The following is a 21,614-nucleotide window of genomic DNA, read 5'->3' on the forward strand; positions in this document are numbered from 1 at the left end:
ACCCTTGATCCACGACGCTGTAACGGTTTATCCTTTTTGTCCGTAATAAGCATTCACTCCATGTTTTCTCAAGTAATGCTTATCTAATAAAAACTGATCAATCGGCTCAGTATCAGGGTTCAACTGAAACGTGTTTAAGCCCATCTTTGCAACTTCTTCCAATACGACTGCATTGTGAACGGCTTCGCTCGGGGTTTTTCCCCAGTTAAACGGCGCATGTCCGTACACGAGCACACCCGGCATGGCCTTTGGATCAAGATCCATAAAGGTTTCAACGATCACATTTCCAGTTTCCACTTCGTAAGCTCGTTCAATTTCGTCTCTTGTCAGCGGGCGCGTACAAGGGACTTCACCGTAGTAATAGTCCGCGTGTGTCGTTCCAAGCGCTGGAATCGCTCTTCCTGCCTGTGCCCAACTTGTTGCCCACGGGGAATGGGTATGAACCACACCACCGATGCCAGCAAAGTGCTTGTAAAGAATCAAATGTGTAGCGGTGTCCGAGGAAGGTTTTAATGTGCCTTCCACTACGTTTCCATCTAAATCAACCACAACCATATCATCCGCCGTTAGCTGATCATAAGCGACACCGCTCGGTTTAATAACCACAAGCTGGTCCTTTTCGCAGAAACCGCTTACATTCCCCCAAGTAAAAGTAACGAGTCCATGCTTTGGAAGAGCCAGGTTCGCTTCCAGTACTTCCTTTTTCAGTTGCTCCAGCATAAAAAGCCTCCTCGCTTCTGCTTGTACGTATATTTAATTCTTAATATAAATGATATTATAATATGTACGCATAATCAACAGATAATATGATAATTTTTCAATAAGTTGCAGAAAATAAAAAAAGCACATAAACAAGTTACTGTTTATATGCTTCTTCTGCTATTTTAACCGATGATCTTATTTGAAGTTCTGGTTTAAATATAATGGATTCCTGCTTCGGTTCCTTAAGTGCCGCAGATCCTTTTCTTTCTTGGACAAGCTCTAAAATCAGCCGTGCTGCTTCCCTGCCAAGATCACTTTTTGGATGTGTAATCGTGGTCAGCTTTACTTCAGACACCTCGGCTAAAAACGAGTTATCGTATCCGACGATCGCAATATCCTCGGGAACATGAAGGTCCCTTTCACGCAGAATGTTCAGCAGGCTCAGGGCAAGCTCGTCATTATAGCAAACAAGAGCATCGGGAGCTCCGTTTCCTTGCTGCCCCAGCAGCTGCTCGAGTTCATGAGCCGGCTTGCTTTCCTTTTCTTCCGTATAATACGTAATCATATTTTGTGGTTCAATGGGAATCCGATACTTCCGATGCGCTTTCAAGAAGCCTTTCATCCGTTTGACGCCCTGAATATCATCGGTTTTAAAAAAACCAGCAATATTTCGGTATCCCTGCTTAATTAAAAACTCGGTTTGCAGGAAACCGCCTCTTTCATCATCGATCGCAACATAAAGAGGTTCAAGCTCATCATAATAGGCATTGATCATGACATACGGAATATTTTGCCGCTCTAAATTTAAATAATAGTTAAGATTTGGGTTGCTGAATGCACTTTTGGTTGGTTCCACGATCACGCCATCAAATGAACCGGATAGTATTTTTTCTAAAATTTCTCGTTCTGTTTGATGATTATTGTTTGTACTAAAAAGCGTGACGTGATAACCTTGCTCGCTCAATACAGATTCTGCTCCCCGGATAATAGACGGGAAAATATAATCCGAAATATACGTGGTAATCAAAGCGATATTTTTCTGCCCGGACGGGTCTGAAACAGAACCGTTTGCCTGACGGTCCGCGCAAAAAGTGCCTGCTCCCTGCTCCCGATAAAGCCAGCCCTTGCTGACAAGATCGCCTAAAGCCAGCCGGACCGTGTGGCGGCTGACCCCGAATTCCTTCATCAGCTCACTTTCTGAGCTGATTTTTTGATGCGGCATAAATGTACCGTCTAAAATACGCGATTGAATTGCTTGTTTGACCATACTGTGCTTTGTTGCCACCCGATCACCTCTTATTTTTATTTATCTTCTCCAAACTTATACGTATATATTATCATAGTCCAAAAAAGATGTATGTAGTTTTGTTTATATTCAATCCAAAGAGACAGCCTTGATCCGGCTGCCTCTTTTATTGTATATCGCTTTTTACAAATGGCCATCAGAAACCAGTGCTGCTGCTTTTGCATTGGATTCTACCTGCTCAACATTTTTGCATCCAGGAATAACACTGGTAACGGCTGGATGCTTTAAACACCAGGCCAGTGCCCACTCAGCCATATTAACACCCTCCGGTACTTTCTTCTGCCCAATTTCTTCTACCATCTTGAGCACTTTTTCCTGTTCTTGTTTATCCCGATTGTGCCGGACATCATTTTTATCAAATATAGAGCCCGGCTTGTATTTACCGCTTAAAAAGCCGCTCGCCAGCGGTACCCGCGCAAGTACTCCAAGGCTTTGTTCTTCACAAGAGGGGAAAACCTGCTCTTCCGGCACTCGGTCCAAACGATTATAAACAACTTGTATCACTTCAGCATTTACATTGCTCGCTTTGCTTGTTTGATAGATGTTTGCATTACTTCCAATTGAGATACCCAGATGCCTCACTTTTCCCGATTGAACCTGTTTATCGAGCGCAGTCCAAAGTGCATCATTATCAAACACTTCATCACTCCCTGAATGAAATTGGTACACATCTACATAATCAGTTTGAAGTGACTTCAAAGAAAGGTCCAGCTGCTTGATCACCTTTTCTGCCGACCAATGATTGCTTCTTTCAAAGTTCTGATGAAAATGATGGCCAAATTTCGTAGCTACAATCCAGTCTTCACGCTCATGCCGAATAGCCTGTCCAATCAGGGATTCTGACAAGTGGTCGCCATAGCATTCCGCTGTATCAATTAAGTTAATGCCCAGCTCTTTCACTTTGCTTAAAATCGCATTTACTTCTTTTTGCTCAAAGTTCTTGCCCCACTCGCCTCCATACTGCCATGTTCCAATGCCAATAACAGACACATTAAGACCTGTTTTACCAAGCTTGCGATATTTCACTTGTTCTCCCACTCCCTTTTGTAAAAGAATACAACAAGTGTAATAGAATGCCCCGATTCAAGCAACAATCATACAAAAAGCCCGGCAAGATAGCCGGGCCTTGCTGTTTATCCTTTTACACTGCCGGCTGCAAGCCCTTCGATAAAGAAGCGCTGCAGGAACAAGAAAACAATAACCATTGGAAGTGATGCCATTAAAGCGGCAGCAGCTACCAGGTTTAGCTGGCTTGAATTTTGTCCAAAAAACCCGGCCAGCGCCACTGTTAAAGTTTGCACACTTGAATCCTGAAGGAAGAAAATTGCAAATTGATAGTCGTTCCAAATGTAAACAGAGGAGATAATCAACACGGTCGCAGTAATCGGCTTTAAGAGCGGGAATACGATCCGGAAAAAAACACCAAGTGTACTAGCTCCATCGATACGTGCAGCTTCCTCCAGCTCTTTTGGAATTGTTGAACGGATAAAGCCAGCGTAAAGAAAAATGGTCAGCGGCATAAAAGCCGCGACATTATTTAAGATCGCCACAAGATGGGTGTTCATTAAACCAACGTCGACAACAAGCCGGTACAGGGGAACAAGTGCTGTTAGCGGCGGGATCACCATTACACCGACAAAGAGCATATAAACATATTTATTGAGCTTTGTTGTCCGGCGTGCTAATGCATAGGCGGCCATTGAGCCGAAGAAAATCAATAAAACAGCCGCACAAATGGTAATAATCGCTGTGTTAATGAATGCATTCCCGAGATTGGCCTGCTCCCAGGCCAGCGCAAAATTCTCAGTGTCAAAAGTTGTTGGGAATGCCCACTTCGAGGTAAAGTCTCCTACCTTTTTTAAGGATGTGGTGATCAATATATAAAAAGGGACGAGGTGAAAAAGCGTAATCACAAGAGCGAGCCCGGTTAGCAGCCATTTTGTTCTCGAGGATATTTGTTCCATTATGCTTCAACCTCTTTTCGTTTAAAGTAAATAAGTGCAGCCATGCTGATGACTAAAATAATGATCGCCATCAATACGCCCTGAGTCGCGGCATAGCCTGCATCCTGACGCGCAAAGTAAAGATTGTACATAAAAGTGGACATCGACTGAGAAGCATTACCCGGCCCGCCGTTTGTGAGCGCTACAATCACATCAAACAGCTTTAATCCACCGATAATATTCAATACCATGTTAATAGTGATAGATGGCATAAGGAGTGGGATGGTGATGTTTTTAAACTTTTGCCAGCCCGTTGCTCCGTCGATATTCGCTGCTTCATAGTAGTCCTTTGAAATACTTTGCAGTCCTGCCAAATAGATAATCATGGCAATACCAACAAATTGGAAAGTGTTTACGAATACAATAATGTACGGGTTTACAGCCGGGTTGCCGAGCGCGTTGATCGGCTCTTTACCGAATAGAAGGAAAATATCGTTTAACGCTCCGCCCTGGTACGCAAAAAAGAAGTACCAGATGTAGCCCATAATGAGCGGGCTGATAATAACAGGCAGGTAGATAACTGTCCGTGTAAAAGAGCGTACTTTTAAATTGTGATTGAGCAATAAAGCGTAACCCAGCCCGACAATGTTTTGTAAAATCGTACTGCCTATACCATACAGCAATGTATTTTTTACAACGAGCCATGTGTCAGGGTCAGCGAACATACGCTTATATTGATCAAGCCCAATGTAATCGTACGTTTGCGAGAATCCGTTCCAGTTGGTAAACGAAATACGAATTCCATCTATAAATGGATAGACAATAAACAAAACGACAATCAGGACACTGGGCAAATACATCCACCAAAGAGACGATTCCCGGCGGCTTCTTTTCGATTTGGCACTTTTTGTTTTCATGCTTGTTTTTTCCGGTGCTTTCGTCAGTTCGGCCATTTTTATCCATCTCCTTTGAGAGCCGGTCGGCCAGGGAAGCAGCTGTCCGCCTCCCTGTTCCAGCCCTTATTCTACTCTTAAGCGCTTATATTCCTGTTCCATTTTCTCGGATACCTCATCCGGCTTCATCGTTCCGGCGATCAATTCCTGACCAGTTGCTCCCATTGGGTCCCACATCCCACTTGGCAGGTAGACACGGTCGAAGTATGGCTGAATTTGTGTACCCTCATACTCTTTATAAAATTCGGCAAAATAGTTGTCTGCGTCTACATTTGTAAGTGCATCCGGAAGAGATGTGCCTTCAGCCAGCTTCTTAGCCACTTCGGGCTGAGCCAAGTAATCAATAAACTGCTTGGCTTCTTCCTTATGCTCGGAATTTTTAGAGATTGCAAGAGTAAACCGTTCGCCGCCAATCCAGCTTGGTGAGTCTCCTTCATGAATGGCTGGAACCGGAATTGTCCCAACTTGAACCTCTGGATTTAATTCGGATACTTCGCGCCCGACTGAGCCATTCAGCATCGTGAAGGCAATTTTGTTTTGCGCCATCAATTCAGCGCCCTGTGTTACCTGCGCTGTCAGCACGTCTTTATTTAACAGTCCTTTATCATTCATTTCTTTCAGCTTCTCAGGCAGATATGTGTAGTTAGACCAGTCAAACGATCCGTCGAGCAGCGCCTCACCATGGCTGTTTTCTTTATCTGTAATAAGAAGAGTTGTAGCGAATTCATCAAAGTACTGGCCGAACTGGCTTTTATCCGACCCGCCAAGCCAAAATGGTACAACTTCTCCTTTACTTTTCTTTTTCACTTCTTCAAGCGCGGCCATCAATTCATCAAATGTCTTTGGCGGCTCTATTCCATATTGGTCCAATAACGTTTTATTATAAGACATTCCATCAAGTGCCTGATTGACCGGATAAGCATGAAGCTTTCCTTTATCATCTGTCAGGATTGGCTTCATCGCCTCATCAAGGTTCTGGACCCAATCCATATCACTTAAGTCTTCCGTGTACTCCCCATACCGGCTTTTCGCCCAGCCATGTGTATCAAAAAGATCCGGCATATCATCTGCGGCCATTTTGACGCGTGCTAAATCTTCATAACCGTCACCTGGATACGTATCTTCAATATCAATTTCCGGATGCTCCTTTTCAAAATCGGCTACAATTTCCTTGAAAATCTGCTGATCTGCTTTTGTTGTCGCCGTTGACATCATCGTCAATTTGACTTGATCGCCGCTTCCACCACTCTCTGCGCTGTCATTGCCGCAAGCCGACAAAGCCATTATGGCGGATAAAGAAAGAACAGATAATGTGACTTGTTTTTTCATGGAATTCCCTCCGATTTTCGTTCGATATTATTGTCGTTCCTGCTGGTGCAGTGCTCCGCAGCTTTCACGTACAATCAGCCCTGTTGGCACCATAATTTTAATCGGCATTTCCCGCCCATCCAGCCGGTCAAGCATGATCCGGACGCCAAGCCGTCCCATTTCCTCGGTCGGTATTTTAACAGTTGTCAGCGGCGGCGATGTAAATTGAGCCATTTCAATGTCGTTGAAGCTGACAATCGCAGTGTCATCCGGCACACGAATGCCGGCTTCATGAAGAGCCCGCAGCGCGCCAATGGCCATCGAATCACTGGCAATGAAAAAAGCGTCCGGCACGTTTCCCTGCTCAATGGCTTCCTTCATTAAATCGTAGCCGGACTGAATCGAATACTCTTTAATAAACAGCAGGCCTGGATCATATAAGCCACGCTGCTTCAACTTGCTTTCATAAATCGTTTTTCTTGCATCAGGTGTATAAATCTTTTTTAACGATTGCTCCTGCTCGATTGAAATTCTTTCAGTGCCGCCAATATAACCGATTCTTTTATAACCCTGGGCTGCTAAATGATCCATTGCTTGACTCGCGGCTTTTTCATAATCAAAAATAATCGAATCGTATTGATCTTCGTAGGCATCCTGATTGATCAACACGATGTTGCGGTTATACTCGCGAATTGTCTGTAAGATCAAGTAATCAATTCTGCCTACTACGAGCAGGCCGTCGAGCTCAGCCAGTTCTTCTCTTGCTTTTATCATTTGCTGAAGACGGATAAGCTTTAAGGAGCTGATCCCCCGGACTGCACATTCTTTTTCAATGCCTTCACGGATAGAAAGCCAGTATGGATCACTTGCTTCTTCTTCTTTTGATTGCAAAAGCACCATACCGATATGAACCGTTTCATGCTTCAGTCTTTCCTGTGTCTGTGACTGGCTTTGCAGCCGTCTGCTTTTAACCGTCCGGTAGTTCAGCTCTTTTGCTGTATCAAAAATCTTTTGTTTTGTTTCCGGAGAAGCGGAAAGTGTTTCGTCGTGATTTAACACTCTCGATACGGTTGAAGGAGATACATTTATCCGTTTAGCAATATCTTTGATTGTTACCATGCGGCATCCCTCACTGATCGTTTAGTAAATTTTACTTCTTAAAACGATCATAACACGTATGATAAGCGCTTACAAAATATTTTTTCGAAAAATCAGACAGTTTTACTGTCTGATCGGCTGTTTAGAAGATTGATATTCCGGCAGCATGTCGCCATGTGCTTCAATTAAGTCATCACACAAGCTGATAATGTCATCCATCGACAGCTCTGCTGCTGTGTGTGGGTCAAGCATGGCTGCCTGATAAATTTTCTCTGTCGATTTTGTAATCGCTGCTTCAATTGTTAAAAGCTGCGTGTTAATGTTAGAGCGGTTCAACGCCGCAAGCTGTTCAGGCAGTTCACCCATATAAGCCGGAGTAATACCGTTTCGATTAGCAATGCACGGCACTTCCACCACCGCTTTTTCCGGCAGGTTTGAAATCAGTCCGCCTGTATTCAGAACATTTCCGCCAAACACAAACGGCTGGTTTGTTTCCATCGCTTCAATAATACGCGAGCCATATTCATGTGAGCGTTCATGATTCAAGTTTTGGTCATTCATCAGCTCTTCTTTTGTTTTCAGCCAGTTTTCAATCTGCTCTTCGCAGCGGCGCGGGTATTCATCGAGTGGAATATTAAAACGCTCAATTAATTCTGGGTACTTTTCTTTAATAAAGAACGGATGGTATTCTGCATTATGTTCAGAAGATTCTGTCACATAAAAGCCGAATTTATCCATCAGCTCGTAACGGACCATGTCATGATGCTTTGTTTGCTGCTTTTCTTTTGCTCTTCTTTTAATTTCTGGATAAAGATCTTTTCCATTGGCTTTGATTTCAAGCAGCCATGCCATATGGTTAATGCCAGCGATACGCTCTTCGATATTTTCATGCGGAATGTCAAGGTCTTTCAGCAGGTCTCTTGTACATACCTGTACACTGTGGCAAAGTCCAACCATTTTTACTTTTGTATAGCGGGAAACCGCGCCGGTTAATGTAGCCATTGGATTTGTGTAATTTAGAAGCCATGCATCCGGGCAAACCTCTTCTATATCCTTTGCAATATCAAGCATAACCGGGATTGTACGCAGCGCCCGGAACAAGCCACCAATACCAATTGTGTCCGCGATTGTCTGACGCAGGCCATATTTTTTTGGAATCTCAAAATCGATTACTGTACTTGGCTTGTAGCCTCCAACCTGAATCGCGTTAATCACGTACTTTGCGCCTTTTAATGCTTCTTTACGGTCTGTGTATGTGTTGATCGTGACGCCAGCTTTTAGCGTATTCTTCAGCGCGTTAAGCAGTACTTCCGACTCTGACAGGCGATTTTCATCAATATCAAACAGCGCAAATTCAAAGTCCTGAAGTGCCGGGGACATCATGCAGTCACCTAATACATTTTTCGTAAAAATCGTGCTTCCTGCACCAATAAACGTAATTTTCTTCATTTGCCCGCCTCCATTAAAAGTTCATGTTGAAATTTTAGTAAATTTTAATTAATGTATTTCTTATACCAAATAATATAACGCTTTCATTTTTTAAACAATGGTAAATAAAATCGGAAAAGGGGTAATATATTGTTCTCTCTCCCGAATGATCCTCATCATAGTTTTGTTTATCACCATTCAAAGGAGCCTTTAACAAATTCAGCCCGTATTGCTTCGATCGGCTTTGAAAAACGCACTTCCACCGATTATTATTGGGACGGGCGCATGCGGCCAAACGACCATAACACGTTTATTTTTCAATATACCGTAAAAGGCTGGGGAGCAATCCATGTCGGAGACCAGACGATGGCGGTCCGGCCGGGTGAAGCTTTTATCGCAGAAGTTCCGAGTAACCATTGCTACTACCTGCCAGCGGAAAGTTCAGAATGGGAGTTTCTCTTTATTACACTGGAAGGAACGAAAGCAAAAGAATGCTGGACTCACTTACTAAACGAGCTCGGCCCTGTTGTTCAGCTGGCAGATGCTGCTCCGCTTGTTTTTTTGCTGCAGAAAATCTATCAATTTGCCCTGAAAGAAGGTATTGAAGACACATTTACTTCTTCTGCCCGCGCGTACGAATTTATTATGGGGCTATACCGGTTTGCCAGAGGACTGGACCAGCCAAAAGCAAGCATTCCGGATGACATCCGGACGGCGCTGCAATTTATGGCCGCTCATTATGATCAGCCTTTGTCTCTTGACGAAATTGCCCATCATGCCGGGCTTTCCAAGTATTACTTTACAAACAAGTTTCAAAAGCATATGCACACTACACCGATTCAGCATTTGGCTAAACTCCGTATGCAAAAAGCGATGGAGCTATTAACAACGACAAACAAAACCATTCATGAAATCGCTCTTCAGACCGGCTATGACAATGCTAACTACTTCAGCAAGGTATTTAAAAAGATGATCGGCATGTCTGCCGACAGCTTTCGTCGTGACAAAAAAATGACAGACTTTCAGCACGTTATTATCGATTAAGCAAAAAAGCTGCTCCGCAATAACGGAGCAGCTTTTTTTATTTTCGCTTGAATGGCCACCAGACTCCCTGGTTAAAGGAAACGGTGACTGCTGGGATCAACAGCGGTAGGACAATTAAGCCGTACAGCAGAAGACCAGTAATGACGATCGTTGCAATTTGAACGAGGCTGAGAACCCCGGACGGCATCATCGCACCGAATGTGCCGGCCAAAATAATCGCGGCCGTGATAATAACGCTGCCCATTTTAGCCATTGATACTGCCATTGCCTGCTGAACACTGATACCATCTCGTGCTTCTTCACGGAAACGGTCGAGCAGAAAAATGGAGTAGTCAATTCCCAATGCCACCAGCATGACAAATCCGAAAAACGGAACAGCCCAGCTGACGCCATCATATCCAAGTACATTCACAAAGATTAATTCCGCTGCGGCGACTGACGTATAATACGTTAAAAGCAGTGAACCGATCATATAAAGCGGCATAATAACAGAACGGAACAGCAGTGTAAGAACAACAAACAAGCTGACGAGCATAATGATCACCGTGCGACTGAAGTCGTTCGATGAAATTTCTTTTAAATCACTGTTTACACTAGAAATACCGCTGTACGCCAATTCTGCACCTTCGAATGGAGTATCGATGACAGACTGCTGCACAGCCTGCTTTACTTCTTCTATACTGTCAATTGCTTGAGGAGAATATGGATCTTCCGATAATACAACCTCTAGTTTAATCGTTTTTTGGCCATCCAGCGTGTAGCGGTCCAATACATCCTTAAATTCTTTTTTCTCAAGTGTACCATTAGGGATGTACATACCTGTATTACGAACACTGTCCGATTGGCTCATAGACCGAGTTGTTTGAGCAGCTCTTGTAAGGCCTTCTGCAATCTCTCCCAGGCCACTGTTTGCATTTCCCACTCCATCAGCAAGCTGGGATAGACCGCCGCCGAGCTGACCGACCTGTCCTGCTGTCCCTTCAAGCTCTCCTGCCGCAGCATCGATTCCCTGGCTGATCTGGGTAAGCTGCGGTTGAATAGCGCTAATTTGAGCAGCTGCCTGTTCCGCATTGCCGGACTGCTCAATACCTGCAGAAATACGGCCGAGTTGTTCATTTATCTGCCCGATTCCTGCTGCTGCCTGCTGCAGACCCTGGGCACCGGACGCAGCTTCCCCTCCTGATGGAAGCTGCCCTTCTGCCTGCGTCAGCCCGCCTTCCACATTAGTAAGGCCATCCTGAACCTGCAATAAACCGTCACGTGCTTCTATAAGACCGTCTGTCAGCAGGCCGAGCTGGTTATCTACATATAAATCATTCAGCGCTTCGCCCGTTGGCCGAGTGAGAGTCCGCACTGCTTCAACACCATCTACTTTTAAAATATCTTTGCTGATTGATTCAAGATATGGCACTGTTTCTTCGGTCACCATATCGCCTTTATTACTGACGAGCACTGTGACCGGAAGCGAATCCCCCTGGCCAAATCCTTCTGCTATGGCATCCAGCCCTTTCACAGATTCATAGTCACTGCCAATCTCATCTACCGTATTAAACGACAGCTTACCATCATAGGTAAATAAAAGCGGGACGGTAATAAGCGCAACCACTAGCATGGAAAGAAGCGGGCGACGAACAGATAGTTTGCTGAACCACGCCCACAGCTTGCTGTCGTCGTGCGTGGCAGACTTTTTCGATGGCCAAAAAAGCTTTTCTTTTAGCGTAGCCATGAAAAACGGCACAATTGTAAATAGTACAACGAGCAGGACAGCAATCCCAACAGCAACGCCAACCGCTGACTTGAAAATCGGGAAGTCCGCAAAGCCAATTGCTGAAAAACCGATAAATACGGCAATACCACTGATCAAAAGCGTCCGTCCGGCTGTTTTGTACGTATTCACAATTGCATCTTCAACTGAATGGCCTGCCTGCAGCTCTTCTTTATAACGGCTGAGGAGCAGGATGCAGTAATCTGTTCCGATTCCAAACAGTACCGCAACGAGAAAAATCTGCGTGTAGTTTGAAACTGGAAAACCAAACCAGTCGATAAAGAATGCCACGATCGACTGGCTGAGCAGATACGTAAAGCCAACGGCTGCAAGCGGAATAAGCGGTGTGACAATCGAGCGGAAAACAGCTAAAAGCAAAACAAAAATTAAGCCGACTGTAATCAGCTCGGTCCGCTTGAGACCCTCCTGTGAGCTTTCATTTACATCGTTATTAATGATGGCTTCACCTGTTACGTAGGCTGTCAGATCATCCGGCAGCACTTTCGTGCGGATTTCATCGGCCAGACGATTAATGTCATCCTGTGTTCCATCTACTGTAACTGGCACAAGAACGGTTTTTTGATCCTTTGATACAAGCTGCTTTTCTATTTCTTCACTTTCAAATGGATCCATTACACCTGTAATCGGTCCGTCCATTTTCTCAAGGGATGCCACACTTTCGGCAATGGACTGGCGGGCCTGTTCCGTGAGCGGCTGATCCAGCTGGAAAACAAGCGAAATGGTTTCTTCGCCGGCTCCAGCCTGTTCAAGCAGATCGGCTGCCCGCTGTGAATCAGCTGTACCCGGCAGCTGGAATGACCCCGCCTGTTCAGCCTGCTTGGATAAATTGGGCGCCAGCAAAAACAGAGCGGCCGTTAAAACAAGCAGGCTGACAAAAATCGGCCAGCGCCATTGAATAATCCTTCTCATCGATGATCCTCACCTATCTTTATAATTTCTTTTAGCTTGCGGAACATATTCACAAACTGCTCCACTTCCTGTTCATCAATATGGCTTGATAGAAGCGAAGAAATAAAGTCCGAAACACATTCTCTCGTTTTTTGAATAAACTCCCGGCCTTCCTTCGTCAGCTCTATCCATTTTGTCCGCTGGTCGCTTTCTGATTTCACCATTTGAATCAGTCCTTTTTCCTCCAGCTTTTTCATACGATTGGAAATCGCACTTTTATGCACTCCCTGCATCACCGCCAGGCTGCCCGACGTAATGGGCCCATGCTTTTCGATAATTTTCATCATTTGAATTTGTTCCGGTGAAAATTCATGCACAATGGGATCATCAATCGACTTGAGGATTCGCTCGGTTCCGTAAACGATGACTTCCTCAAACAACTCCACTGCTTCACGTAGCTGTTTCTCCATACTGTTTACCCCCTAAACTTCTTATACTTAGTTTAGGGGGTAAACAGTTATCCGTCAACAGATAAGGTATAATTTTTAAGGGAAGGGGATTTTTCATGAATATTAATAGATTAACCGCTTTGTTTGGCAAGAAAGAACAGCAAACATATCTGATTGCGATTGATGGTGGAGGCGGTGCCGGAAAAAGCACACTTGCACGCTCGCTGCAGCTGGCGCTTGACAGCAGGTCAGCGATCGTTCATGCGGATGATTTCTATCAGTTGTCAGGCAAACGCAGCAACGAAATTGGAGGCAGCTGGGATTTGAAAAGATTGGAAGAACAGGTGTTAAAGCCACTCAGTCAAAACAATCCGGCACGATACGAACGATACGACTGGGAAACAGATCAGCTTGCAGAAGCTTATGACGTGCCGGCAGGCGGATTTGTAATCGTAGAAGGCTGCTATACAATGACCAGCCACTTACTGCCCTATTATCAATTTAAGATTTGGGTAGAAAGTCCGGAAGATATCCGGCTTGAGCGAGGGATTGAGCGGGACGGTGAGGAAAAACGCCACCTGTGGGAGGACTTCTGGATGCCGGCAGAGAAAGTGTATATGCATGAACAAAACCCTGCAGGCTCAGCAGATCTTGTTATTAGCGGAACAGGCGGAAATGATATCGTTATTCTTTCTGCTCGCAATTAAACCTCTGTAAAATTTTTTTATTAAACTGAAACTTTTTATGCGAACGAACCGTACGTTCAACTGACAACAAGGAGGATAAAACATGAATAACCACGAGATTGATTTTAAATTATTTGGCGACGATATGCAGTTTGTACAGGTAGAGCTTGATCCAAAAGAAACGGTTGTCGCTGAAGCCGGCAGTTTAATGATGATGGATGATGGCATTCGAATGGAAACGATTTTTGGCGATGGGTCTTCAAATCGCGGCAGCGGCTTGATGGGCAAGCTGCTCGGTGCCGGAAAGCGGATGCTGACTGGTGAAAGCCTGTTTATGACCACATTTACCAATGAAGGCAGCGGTAAAAAGCACGTTTCATTTGCTTCGCCTTATCCAGGTAAAATTGTTCCAATGGACTTAAGCGAGCATCAAGGCAAAATTATCTGTCAAAAAGATGCATTTCTCGCAGCGGCCAAGGGTGTCTCGGTCGGCATTGAATTGCAGCGCAAGCTTGGCACAGGCTTTTTCGGCGGTGAAGGCTTTATCATGCAAAAGCTTGAAGGTGACGGAATGGCGTTTGTTCACGCCGGCGGAACCATTTATGAAAAAACACTCGCTCCAGGTGAATTGATCCGTTTGGATACAGGCTGCCTCGTCGCCATGACTGGTAATGTAGACTATAGCATTGAAGCAGTCGGCGGCGTAAAAACGGCTCTTTTTGGTGGTGAAGGCTTGTTTCTTGCAACATTGCAAGGACCTGGAACGGTCTGGGTACAGTCTCTTCCATTCAGCCGCCTGGCAAGCCGTGTATTTGCAGCTATGCCGCAAAGCGGCGGATCAAAAGGTGAAGGCGGCCTTGCCGGCATGTTTGATTTTATCGGCGGCGATAATGACTAATTCGATTTTGAAAAAGCCGGTGTTCCTAATCGAGAACACCGGCTTTTTCGCTTTGGTTATCTTAAAAAGGAAACTGACTGTTCTTGCTGCAGAGCTCTCATCTTGATTTTCAGCCGTTTTCTCGCAGCTCTTTCCCATAACTTTTTTACCGTTTTATCTGGATGCGGCCGAGGAAATACTGTAAAAGGTTTATACATGCAAGTGTGTCCTGTGGCACTATCTAAAATGGAATTAAAATCCAGAAAGAAGCGGTTATAATGCACTTTTGAATAAAATCAAAAAAAGACGAATAAAGTTCCGTGCTTATCAAACAAAGGAGTGTTGTAGGATGATTGAAATCAGAAGCAACAAAGTCGTTCTTATCGGGACAGGCGCAGTGGGATCAAGCTATGCGTTTTCCATGTTAAATCAAGGGGTATGCGATGAGCTGGTCTTGATTGATGTAAACGAACAAAAGTCAATGGGCGATGTAATGGATTTGAATCATGGCGTCCTCTATGCTCCTACTTCTACGAAAGTAAGCTTTGGTAAATATACAGACTGCATGGATGCAGCTCTCGTTGTGATCTGCGCAGGCGCTAATCAGAAGCCGGGGGAAACGCGCCTCGAGCTGGTGGAAAAGAATATGGCCATTTTCAAAAACATTGTCGGTCAGGTAATGGATTCCGGCTTTGATGGCATTTTTCTGATTGCTACAAATCCAGTTGATATTTTAACATATGCTACCTGGAGGTTTTCCGGCCTGCCAAAAGAGCGCGTCATTGGCTCTGGCACCATACTAGATACGGCACGCTTCCGTTACCTGCTTGGCGAAAACTTTGGCGTGGCACCTCACAGCGTCCATGCCTCTATTATTGGCGAGCATGGTGATACAGAAGTAGCTGTCTGGAGCAGCGCTAATATTGCTGGTATTCCGCTGAAAGATTACCTGGCACGGGATGAAAGTGAAGATCAGGAAGAAAAAATGAAGGAAATTGCCGTACAGGTTCGAGACGCGGCGTATGAAATTATCGAAGCAAAGGGCTCCACTTATTATGGAATTGCGATGGGACTTACTCGTATTTCTCGGGCGATCCTGCAAAATCAAGATGTTGTGCTGACTGTTTCTGCTCTTCTTGAAGGAGAATTTGGCCATCATGATGTATATATCGGCGTGCCTGCTGTTATTAATCGCTATGGCATCCGGGATGTAGTGGAAATTCCACTCAGTCAACGAGAAAAAGAATTGTTCGATCACAGTGTTCAAACCTTGAAAAAAGTTCAAGAACCATTTTGGAAAGAATAAGAAACTAAAAAGCGAAAGCCCTGGCTTCACGAAAGGCTTTCGCTTTTAATTTGAATCGAGCTTGCATATATAAGGCCACTGTGTCTATGATTTTTTAAAAACGGCGCATGTGTGGGCTTAACACCCACAATTCGAATACTTGCATCAAGTAAAAGCAGGATGTCCACAAGCTGGTTAAACTGTTCAATACCTGACATCGTAATGGTATCAACCGCTGTAAAGTCAATGTACAGCTGCTCAAAATCTCTCTCATAAAAACCGTGTGACAGAGCATCTTTTGTGTGCTCCATCAGGGCAGAATCTAAATCGCCGAACATCGGTATCAGCGCTGTACTGTTGCTCAACGCGATAAGTGGTGCAGAGCGTTCTTTCATTTTAACGAGCACAGCCTCGGCTTCTTCCTTTTTTTCCATAAGCTGAAAATCGGCTTCAGCAAGCCTCTGCTGCTGCTGACGAACCATTTGTTCTAAACGGGCAAGCTTGCGGTCAAGCTCAACACATTGAACATAGGCTTCGTCTGTTTCCCATTGAATGGATACCGAAAAAGCTTCGGGCTTTAATCCAACAGTTAAAAGAGCCATTTCAACCGTTGTAGATTGTTCTTGCAGTTTCATTAATTTCCGCTGGCTTCCTTCGTCTACAATCGATGCTAAATGCCACTGGTTTCCAAATCGGCGGACCGCCGAATCAGAACACTCAAGAACATGGAGCGCTCGATCTATTCGAAAAGTCGGAAGCGGCATAGATTTAAGATGCCCCACTTGCTTTCCCCTCGCTTTGATCATTCATCCAGCCAATCAGCTTCTTATAGTCCGTCATAAAAAGCGTGTTCGGTGTGCAATAAGGTGATAAATCGTACATCGATAAAAGCCGGCTTCCCACCATAATTTTTGGATGAAAAGGTAGTGATTCTAATGTTTCTGCGTACATTTTAAGTACTGGGACATGGTACAAAATGGTGACGGATAAACAAATAACGTCTGGCTGCCACTTTTGCGCAGCAGAAACTGCGTGCTCAAGCGGCAGGTTTGCGCCCATCATTTTTGTTTTCCAGCCGTTTTCCTCAAATAGCAGCGACGCCATCCGCATGCCGAGTGTATGCTGTTCTTCCGCTACGCATAAAAACATCGCTTTATGTCCCAGTTTTTTTTGTTTCGTTTGTGCGTGGTAGCGGGAAATCATAAAGTCACATGTAGCAGTCGCTAAATGCTCGTCTGCTACAGAAATATGATCCTGCTCCCAGAGCTCACCAATATGCTGCATAGCGCCGCTAACAATTCGTTGATAAATATCTACAGATGGCCATCCTTGTTCACGAAGATCACATAAAAAAGCAAAGCTTGCATCGGCATCACCCTCAAGCAGCAGATGCGCAAGTTTTACTGCTTCCGTGTTCATTTCGCTTCCCTTCTTTCAATAACAGCGATCGCCTCCATAAGTATTGTTCTGTAAAATAAAACCTCATCCGAATGTTCATCCTTTAAAACATCATGAATGCGCTCAAAATTATCGATTACATGGGCTGCTTTCATTCCACGCGAAACGAGCAGGTTCGTCAGCCAGTGCGCATAATCAATAAAAAACTGCCCGTTTTCGAGTGTAAAAGCTGTTTTCAAATGATCAAAATGATGCTGGTTATCTTCACGGCATTTTACTTTTCCGTATTCACCAAACCGCTCTTCCAGTTCCGGATAATCACGATACATTCCATCCATGATCACATCAATGTACTGATCAATCTGACTTTGCTTCATGTGGCCACCACGCGATACTTCTGCACTTTCGGAACAACGGATGCAAGTTCCTGATCCGGGTAATTTTTTTCTAAATCATGTACTTTTTGAAAAGCTTCGCTGGTCACCCATTTCATATATGCCTCTTTTGTTTCCCAGACGAGCTGAACCGTTAATTCAGATGGCCGCTTTTCATTTTGAAGCAGATGAAAAGAGACGAAGCCTTCATACTCGTCCACAAGCTTGGAACGGTTTTGATAAATCGAGATTGTTTCATCAACTTTATCCGCTGGCACGTTTACAACCGAATGGACGATATAGCTCATAAAATATCACATACACGACCGACTTGCCCATCTTCAAGACGGACTTTAATGCCGTGTGGATGAAAACTAGATTTCGTTAAGATGTCTTTGACCGTACCCCTTGTTTTAGCGCCGGTTCGTTGATCTTTCTTTAGTATTACATTGACTTGAATACCTGGCTTAATGTCGCTCCTGTTTTGTCCGTTCATCGCTCATACCCCTTTTTATTCCTGTCAGTATTACTAGTATAAAGGTTTTCACCTCAATAATCGAAGAAAAACGGTTAAGTGCTGTTACGTTAAGGAAAGAAAAACCGTGCACGCTGGTCTTTCAATCTCAAATCCCAAATACAGTGTTGAATAACGCATTCAGTCATCAGGTCACGGCCAGGTTCTCTTTCCTTTTGCCCATGGCTCCTCCTCCTTTATGTAAATTTTACTTTATAGCATAGCCATTCTGTTTACCTTCCTGCCCGAAACGGGTATACTACTCGCCAAAAGAGTAAAGATCGAATTGTTCTTGTCTGACTGTATGAACAAGCAGAAAGGAGCGTTTCTATGAAACAAGCACCTTATTTAATGGTTTCTGGAAAAGTACAGGGAGTCGGTTTCCGATATTTTGCTCAAATGACTGCTGCAGACCATTCTGTTTCAGGGTGGGTGAAAAACCTTGATAATGGGGCCGTAGCCATTCATGCTGAAGGAACACCGGAACAAATGAATGCTTTTATTGCAGCGCTGAAGAAAGGCAATCATTTTACACACGTTCACCATATTGAAGAAACATCCGTACCGTACGAATCATTCACATCATTCCGAATCCAGTATTGACACTCTTTTTTTCCGTTGCTATCATTAAACAAGTATTTCCAATACTTGTTTCTCTTAAAACCAAGTAAACGGATCGAAAAAGGAGACTGTTGTGATGTATCGGCTGCTTTTTGGACTATTTTTATTTTTACTTCTTTTAATTGTGAAATCCCCTTTGTTTCGGGGAACCCGGATTGATGCCTCTTATGGAGCGATGCTCATGGCGATCGGCATTTTTTTTATTGGTGTTTTCCCACAGATCGACCTTGCACTCACGCTTCCTTCCTACATTATTGATATGTCTCTTTTTAGTATTTGGCTGTTTTTAATTTTTACTTTTATGAAAGCAGCATTGAAGGGCGTTTTCCGAAGGCGGTATTTAACCCACCCTGTGCAAAGCTTTGCGGTGGGGACATGGGTAGCGGGCACGTCCGTTCTGTGCCTCGTTTTATATCACCAGTTTCCTTCCTTACAGCCCGTTATTTTCACTATTGCCCTTTTGAATACGGGGCTTTGGCTGTTTTATTTAGTACTCTGCTTAAAAAGCTATCGGGTTATTTTTTCGGCGGGGTATTATACACGTATTCATGGCATCGTGTTTTTATCGACAGTAAGCACGCAGTCACTTGTTCTTGTATTTAACACCCTTTTTCAAATACCTCTTCTGCAGTCGTTCAGCCGCTGGATTATTGCCGGCGGGCTGTTTCTTTATTTTTTAAATCTTATTCTCGTCATCATCCGCTTTCAGCATTTTCGGCGCGGAGACATTCTTAACGGCTGGAAAAATACAAACTGCATTATTCACGGGGCGATGTCGATTTCGGGTATGGCAGCTATTGTGTCCGGGGCTTTTACACGCGAAGTGATTATGGTTATGTGGATATGGGCAGCATTACTGTTTTTCATTATTGAAGCAATAGAATTGTGGCGGCTGGCTGCCCGGCTTCAAGCGTATTCGCTGCATGAAGCGATTGGCCGTTATCATGTTTCGCAGTGGGCACGCAATTTTACATTCGGCACGTTTTACATGTTCACCATGCATATTGATTTTACGGATGCACCCCCATTTTTTGCAGCGATGCAGCAGATAATTGTTCAATCGGGCGTTTCCGTTTTGATTTTGCTTCTTGTAGTAGAATGTATTTTATTTTTCAAAGATTCTCTTCCCTGGGCGGAAAGTCGAAATCATATAAAACAGCGCGCCTAATACGACGCGCTGTTTTATACGACAATTTTGATCCAGTCCTGATCGACACTTTCTGCTCCCTGGTCAAATGTCAGCTTCGTTTTAAAGCGGTATGATTCATCTCTTCCCGGGACAGGCACTACTTCAGGCAGACGAAACGTAAACGGCACTTTGTTTAATTCTTCTGCTGCAATCGTACGTGTAGATAAAACAGTACGGCTTTCAATCGTTTTACTTGTTTCGTCAGCATGATTTTCAAGCATCAGGTCACAGTCGATCCGGCTGATCCGCTGCTCTACTGTTCCGCCCTGAATGAGAAAATAGGCTTCAATTTGTTCTCCTGGCCTATACGTCTGCTTTGGCAGAACGAGGTCAATTTGAGCTGAACCGATCCCTAATAGGGACATATATTTTCTTAACATCATAATCATGTTCCTCCACCCTTTTATTTGTGTTTAGTATGGACAAATAAAACAGAAAAAAACCTTTACTGAAGCCAGTAAAGGTTTTTTTCATAAAAAGCGAGACTTTTACCGGCCTGGTAAAAGGTCTCGCTAACAGCATATTACTGCCGGAAAAGCCGAGAGCCAAGACTCTGAAATGACGACCAATCCGTAAAAGCTACTCCCCTTTAGGAGTTTTCGTTTGATTGTATAATCATATCATACTTGATTTCGTATACCTTGTCTATTACTGGTTACTTCACCACGATTTTCTCCGCAATTGCTGCTTGTTCCACTACCGCTGCCACACGTTCATGCACAGTCCGGTCTAATGGATGCGGCACAAGATCGCCTGGTTTTGTGCAGGCAGCGATTGCTTCTGCCGCTGCTACGAGCATCGGGTGTGTGACATCATTTGCTTTTGCATTCAATACGCCTCTGAAAATACCCGGGAACCCAAGCACGTTGTTGACAGAGCGTCCATCTGCCGCGTAAGCCGCACCTGCTTCGAGCGCTTCTGTCGGCGCAATTTCCGGATTCGGGTTTGAAAGCGCTAGAATAATCTGTCCCTGCTGAACCCATTCTTTTTTAATCAATCCCTGCACACCTGTTGTTGCAATGACAATGTCGCACTGGTTCATCAGTTCGCCAAGATCGTTAACCGGCGTACCGCCATACTGCTCGAGCCGCTGCTTCGCTTCTTCTGACAGGTCTGCCCCGTACACGGATTTTACACCGTACGCCATCAGCATGCGGCAGATCGCAAGGCCGGCTGCACCGAGCCCGATTTGGCCAACTGTAGCTTCTTTCAAGTCTACGCCGGCACTTTTGCAGGCAGAGATCACCGCGGCCAGTGTGACCACCGCTGTGCCGTGCTGGTCATCGTGCATAACCGGGATATCCAGCTCTGCTTTCAGCCGCTCTTCTACTTCAAAGCAATGAGGAGAGCCGATATCTTCCAATAGAATCCCGCTGAAGCCAGGCGCAATATGCTTGACCGTCTCAACAATCTCATCCGGATTTTTGGTATCGAGTAGGATCGGAATCGCGTTAATATCCACCAGCTGATCAAACAGCGCCGCTTTCCCTTCCATCACCGGCATGCCGGCAACCGGGCCGATATCGCCAAGTCCTAAAATGGCCGTTCCGTCTGTGACAACCGCCACACTGTTGCCGATGTTTGTATAAATTTTTGCTTTTTCCGGCTCTGCCTGAATCACTTTGCACACATCCGCTACCCCTGGCGTGTACACGCGGCTCAAGTCTGCCAGTGTCTGGATCGGCATCCGGCTTTTCATCTGCACTTTGCCGCCTTCATGGGCGCGAAGCACTTCGTCTGATACCGCCTGCACGTGGAAACCTTC

Annotated in this window: 23 protein-coding genes; 6 read left to right on the top strand and 17 right to left on the bottom strand. The window is 44.7% G+C overall.

Going from position 1 to position 21,614, the window contains the following annotated elements; translation table 11 throughout:
- Window positions 1-27 precede the first annotated feature (27 nt).
- From araD to melA, 8 genes are all read right to left on the bottom strand, one after another.
- Window positions 28-720 (bottom strand): L-ribulose-5-phosphate 4-epimerase, encoded by a 693-nt coding sequence (gene araD / locus VP97_RS19370; protein ID WP_050183804.1) that lies wholly within the window; start codon window positions 718-720, stop codon window positions 28-30.
- 136 nt (window positions 721-856) lie between these two features.
- Window positions 857-1,987, bottom strand: coding sequence for a GntR family transcriptional regulator (locus tag VP97_RS19375; RefSeq protein WP_050183805.1), 1,131 nt, complete (start codon window positions 1,985-1,987; stop codon window positions 857-859).
- Window positions 1,988-2,131: 144 nt separating this feature from the next.
- Window positions 2,132-3,034, bottom strand: coding sequence for an aldo/keto reductase (locus VP97_RS19380; protein WP_050183806.1), 903 nt, complete (start codon window positions 3,032-3,034; stop codon window positions 2,132-2,134).
- Between the two features lie 107 nt (window positions 3,035-3,141).
- A complete protein-coding gene (locus VP97_RS19385) occupies window positions 3,142-3,972 on the bottom strand; it encodes a carbohydrate ABC transporter permease (RefSeq protein WP_050183807.1) in 831 nt (276 codons plus the stop codon).
- Window positions 3,972-4,868 (bottom strand): carbohydrate ABC transporter permease, encoded by an 897-nt coding sequence (locus VP97_RS19390; protein ID WP_425388499.1) that lies wholly within the window; start codon window positions 4,866-4,868, stop codon window positions 3,972-3,974. The genes VP97_RS19385 and VP97_RS19390 overlap by 1 nt, the downstream gene beginning before the upstream one ends.
- Window positions 4,869-4,970: 102 nt before the next feature.
- The gene (locus tag VP97_RS19395; protein ID WP_050183809.1) at window positions 4,971-6,233 is read right to left on the bottom strand and encodes an ABC transporter substrate-binding protein; all 1,263 of its coding nucleotides are present in this window, start codon (window positions 6,231-6,233) and stop codon (window positions 4,971-4,973) included.
- A 27-nt stretch (window positions 6,234-6,260) separates the two neighbouring features.
- The gene (locus VP97_RS19400; RefSeq protein WP_050183810.1) at window positions 6,261-7,331 is read right to left on the bottom strand and encodes a LacI family DNA-binding transcriptional regulator; all 1,071 of its coding nucleotides are present in this window, start codon (window positions 7,329-7,331) and stop codon (window positions 6,261-6,263) included.
- A 102-nt stretch (window positions 7,332-7,433) separates the two neighbouring features.
- Window positions 7,434-8,759: an alpha-glucosidase/alpha-galactosidase gene (gene melA, locus VP97_RS19405; RefSeq protein WP_050183811.1), complete on the bottom strand. Its 1,326-nt coding sequence runs from the start codon at window positions 8,757-8,759 to the stop codon at window positions 7,434-7,436.
- A gap of 129 nt (window positions 8,760-8,888) precedes the next feature.
- Here melA and VP97_RS19410 point away from each other — a divergent pair, with 129 nt between their 5' ends.
- Complete coding sequence (locus VP97_RS19410) at window positions 8,889-9,782, top strand: AraC family transcriptional regulator (protein WP_050183812.1); 894 nt, start codon at window positions 8,889-8,891, stop codon at window positions 9,780-9,782.
- 37 nt (window positions 9,783-9,819) lie between these two features.
- Here the strand turns inward: VP97_RS19410 and VP97_RS19415 are convergent, their stop codons facing one another.
- A complete protein-coding gene (locus tag VP97_RS19415) occupies window positions 9,820-12,477 on the bottom strand; it encodes an MMPL family transporter (protein ID WP_050183813.1) in 2,658 nt (885 codons plus the stop codon).
- Window positions 12,474-12,926 (bottom strand): MarR family winged helix-turn-helix transcriptional regulator, encoded by a 453-nt coding sequence (locus tag VP97_RS19420; RefSeq protein ID WP_050183814.1) that lies wholly within the window; start codon window positions 12,924-12,926, stop codon window positions 12,474-12,476. Before VP97_RS19420 ends, VP97_RS19415 begins: the two co-directional genes overlap by 4 nt.
- A gap of 95 nt (window positions 12,927-13,021) precedes the next feature.
- Between VP97_RS19420 and VP97_RS19425 the strand changes: the two genes are divergently transcribed.
- From VP97_RS19425 to VP97_RS19435, 3 genes are all read left to right on the top strand, one after another.
- Complete coding sequence (locus tag VP97_RS19425; RefSeq protein ID WP_050183815.1) at window positions 13,022-13,612, top strand: uridine kinase family protein; 591 nt, start codon at window positions 13,022-13,024, stop codon at window positions 13,610-13,612.
- 82 nt (window positions 13,613-13,694) lie between these two features.
- Entirely contained in the window at window positions 13,695-14,489 is a 795-nt protein-coding gene (locus VP97_RS19430; protein WP_050183816.1) for a TIGR00266 family protein, read from the top strand.
- Between the two features lie 328 nt (window positions 14,490-14,817).
- The gene (locus VP97_RS19435) at window positions 14,818-15,774 is read left to right on the top strand and encodes an L-lactate dehydrogenase (protein ID WP_050183817.1); all 957 of its coding nucleotides are present in this window, start codon (window positions 14,818-14,820) and stop codon (window positions 15,772-15,774) included.
- A 26-nt stretch (window positions 15,775-15,800) separates the two neighbouring features.
- On the opposite strand, the gene VP97_RS19440 is transcribed toward VP97_RS19435, so the two are convergent.
- From VP97_RS19440 to VP97_RS19460, 5 genes are read right to left on the bottom strand one after another with little or no spacing between them, the layout of a single operon-like run.
- Window positions 15,801-16,535: an STAS domain-containing protein gene (locus VP97_RS19440; protein ID WP_050183818.1), complete on the bottom strand. Its 735-nt coding sequence runs from the start codon at window positions 16,533-16,535 to the stop codon at window positions 15,801-15,803.
- Window positions 16,522-17,172 (bottom strand): cobalamin B12-binding domain-containing protein, encoded by a 651-nt coding sequence (locus VP97_RS19445; RefSeq protein ID WP_050183819.1) that lies wholly within the window; start codon window positions 17,170-17,172, stop codon window positions 16,522-16,524. Before VP97_RS19445 ends, VP97_RS19440 begins: the two co-directional genes overlap by 14 nt.
- Window positions 17,169-17,528: a hypothetical protein gene (locus tag VP97_RS19450; RefSeq protein WP_050183820.1), complete on the bottom strand. Its 360-nt coding sequence runs from the start codon at window positions 17,526-17,528 to the stop codon at window positions 17,169-17,171. The genes VP97_RS19445 and VP97_RS19450 overlap by 4 nt, the downstream gene beginning before the upstream one ends.
- Window positions 17,525-17,833: an antibiotic biosynthesis monooxygenase family protein gene (locus VP97_RS19455; RefSeq protein WP_050183821.1), complete on the bottom strand. Its 309-nt coding sequence runs from the start codon at window positions 17,831-17,833 to the stop codon at window positions 17,525-17,527. Before VP97_RS19455 ends, VP97_RS19450 begins: the two co-directional genes overlap by 4 nt.
- Window positions 17,830-18,021, bottom strand: coding sequence for a YwbE family protein (locus VP97_RS19460; protein WP_050183822.1), 192 nt, complete (start codon window positions 18,019-18,021; stop codon window positions 17,830-17,832). Before VP97_RS19460 ends, VP97_RS19455 begins: the two co-directional genes overlap by 4 nt.
- Before the next feature lie 348 nt (window positions 18,022-18,369).
- Between VP97_RS19460 and VP97_RS19465 the strand changes: the two genes are divergently transcribed.
- Both VP97_RS19465 and VP97_RS19470 read left to right on the top strand, forming a co-directional pair.
- The gene (locus tag VP97_RS19465) at window positions 18,370-18,642 is read left to right on the top strand and encodes an acylphosphatase (protein ID WP_050183823.1); all 273 of its coding nucleotides are present in this window, start codon (window positions 18,370-18,372) and stop codon (window positions 18,640-18,642) included.
- 94 nt (window positions 18,643-18,736) lie between these two features.
- Window positions 18,737-19,828 carry a TDT family transporter gene (locus VP97_RS19470; protein ID WP_050183824.1) on the top strand — a complete coding sequence of 364 codons (1,092 nt, stop codon included), beginning with the start codon at window positions 18,737-18,739 and terminating at the stop codon, window positions 19,826-19,828.
- Window positions 19,829-19,842: 14 nt separating this feature from the next.
- On the opposite strand, the gene VP97_RS19475 is transcribed toward VP97_RS19470, so the two are convergent.
- Together VP97_RS19475 and VP97_RS19480 are read right to left on the bottom strand one after the other, a co-directional pair.
- Window positions 19,843-20,232 carry a sporulation protein gene (locus VP97_RS19475; protein ID WP_050183825.1) on the bottom strand — a complete coding sequence of 130 codons (390 nt, stop codon included), beginning with the start codon at window positions 20,230-20,232 and terminating at the stop codon, window positions 19,843-19,845.
- 272 nt (window positions 20,233-20,504) lie between these two features.
- On the bottom strand, window positions 20,505-21,614 hold a 1,110-nt coding region (locus VP97_RS19480; RefSeq protein ID WP_050183826.1), incomplete at its 5' end, for an NAD(P)-dependent malic enzyme.

The organism is Domibacillus robiginosus (assembly GCF_000966195.1).
Lineage (GTDB): Bacteria > Bacillota > Bacilli > Bacillales > Domibacillaceae > Domibacillus > Domibacillus robiginosus.

Bases quoted from the DNA above. Each gene is read 5' to 3' on its own strand.
- araD (WP_050183804.1), bottom strand. From the start codon at position 720: ATGCTGGAGCAACTGAAAAAGGAAGTACTGGAAGCGAACCTGGCTCTT.
- VP97_RS19385 (WP_050183807.1), bottom strand. From the start codon at position 3,972: ATGGAACAAATATCCTCGAGAACAAAATGGCTGCTAACCGGGCTCGCT.
- VP97_RS19390 (WP_425388499.1), bottom strand. From the start codon at position 4,868: ATGAAAACAAAAAGTGCCAAATCGAAAAGAAGCCGCCGGGAATCGTCT.
- VP97_RS19395 (WP_050183809.1), bottom strand. From the start codon at position 6,233: ATGAAAAAACAAGTCACATTATCTGTTCTTTCTTTATCCGCCATAATG.
- VP97_RS19400 (WP_050183810.1), bottom strand. From the start codon at position 7,331: ATGGTAACAATCAAAGATATTGCTAAACGGATAAATGTATCTCCTTCA.
- melA (WP_050183811.1), bottom strand. From the start codon at position 8,759: ATGAAGAAAATTACGTTTATTGGTGCAGGAAGCACGATTTTTACGAAA.
- VP97_RS19415 (WP_050183813.1), bottom strand. From the start codon at position 12,477: ATGAGAAGGATTATTCAATGGCGCTGGCCGATTTTTGTCAGCCTGCTT.
- VP97_RS19420 (WP_050183814.1), bottom strand. From the start codon at position 12,926: ATGGAGAAACAGCTACGTGAAGCAGTGGAGTTGTTTGAGGAAGTCATC.
- VP97_RS19425 (WP_050183815.1), top strand. From the start codon at position 13,022: ATGAATATTAATAGATTAACCGCTTTGTTTGGCAAGAAAGAACAGCAA.
- VP97_RS19430 (WP_050183816.1), top strand. From the start codon at position 13,695: ATGAATAACCACGAGATTGATTTTAAATTATTTGGCGACGATATGCAG.
- VP97_RS19435 (WP_050183817.1), top strand. From the start codon at position 14,818: ATGATTGAAATCAGAAGCAACAAAGTCGTTCTTATCGGGACAGGCGCA.
- VP97_RS19445 (WP_050183819.1), bottom strand. From the start codon at position 17,172: ATGAACACGGAAGCAGTAAAACTTGCGCATCTGCTGCTTGAGGGTGAT.
- VP97_RS19450 (WP_050183820.1), bottom strand. From the start codon at position 17,528: ATGAAGCAAAGTCAGATTGATCAGTACATTGATGTGATCATGGATGGA.
- VP97_RS19455 (WP_050183821.1), bottom strand. From the start codon at position 17,833: ATGAGCTATATCGTCCATTCGGTTGTAAACGTGCCAGCGGATAAAGTT.
- VP97_RS19460 (WP_050183822.1), bottom strand. From the start codon at position 18,021: ATGAACGGACAAAACAGGAGCGACATTAAGCCAGGTATTCAAGTCAAT.
- VP97_RS19465 (WP_050183823.1), top strand. From the start codon at position 18,370: ATGAAACAAGCACCTTATTTAATGGTTTCTGGAAAAGTACAGGGAGTC.
- VP97_RS19470 (WP_050183824.1), top strand. From the start codon at position 18,737: ATGTATCGGCTGCTTTTTGGACTATTTTTATTTTTACTTCTTTTAATT.
- VP97_RS19475 (WP_050183825.1), bottom strand. From the start codon at position 20,232: ATGATGTTAAGAAAATATATGTCCCTATTAGGGATCGGTTCAGCTCAA.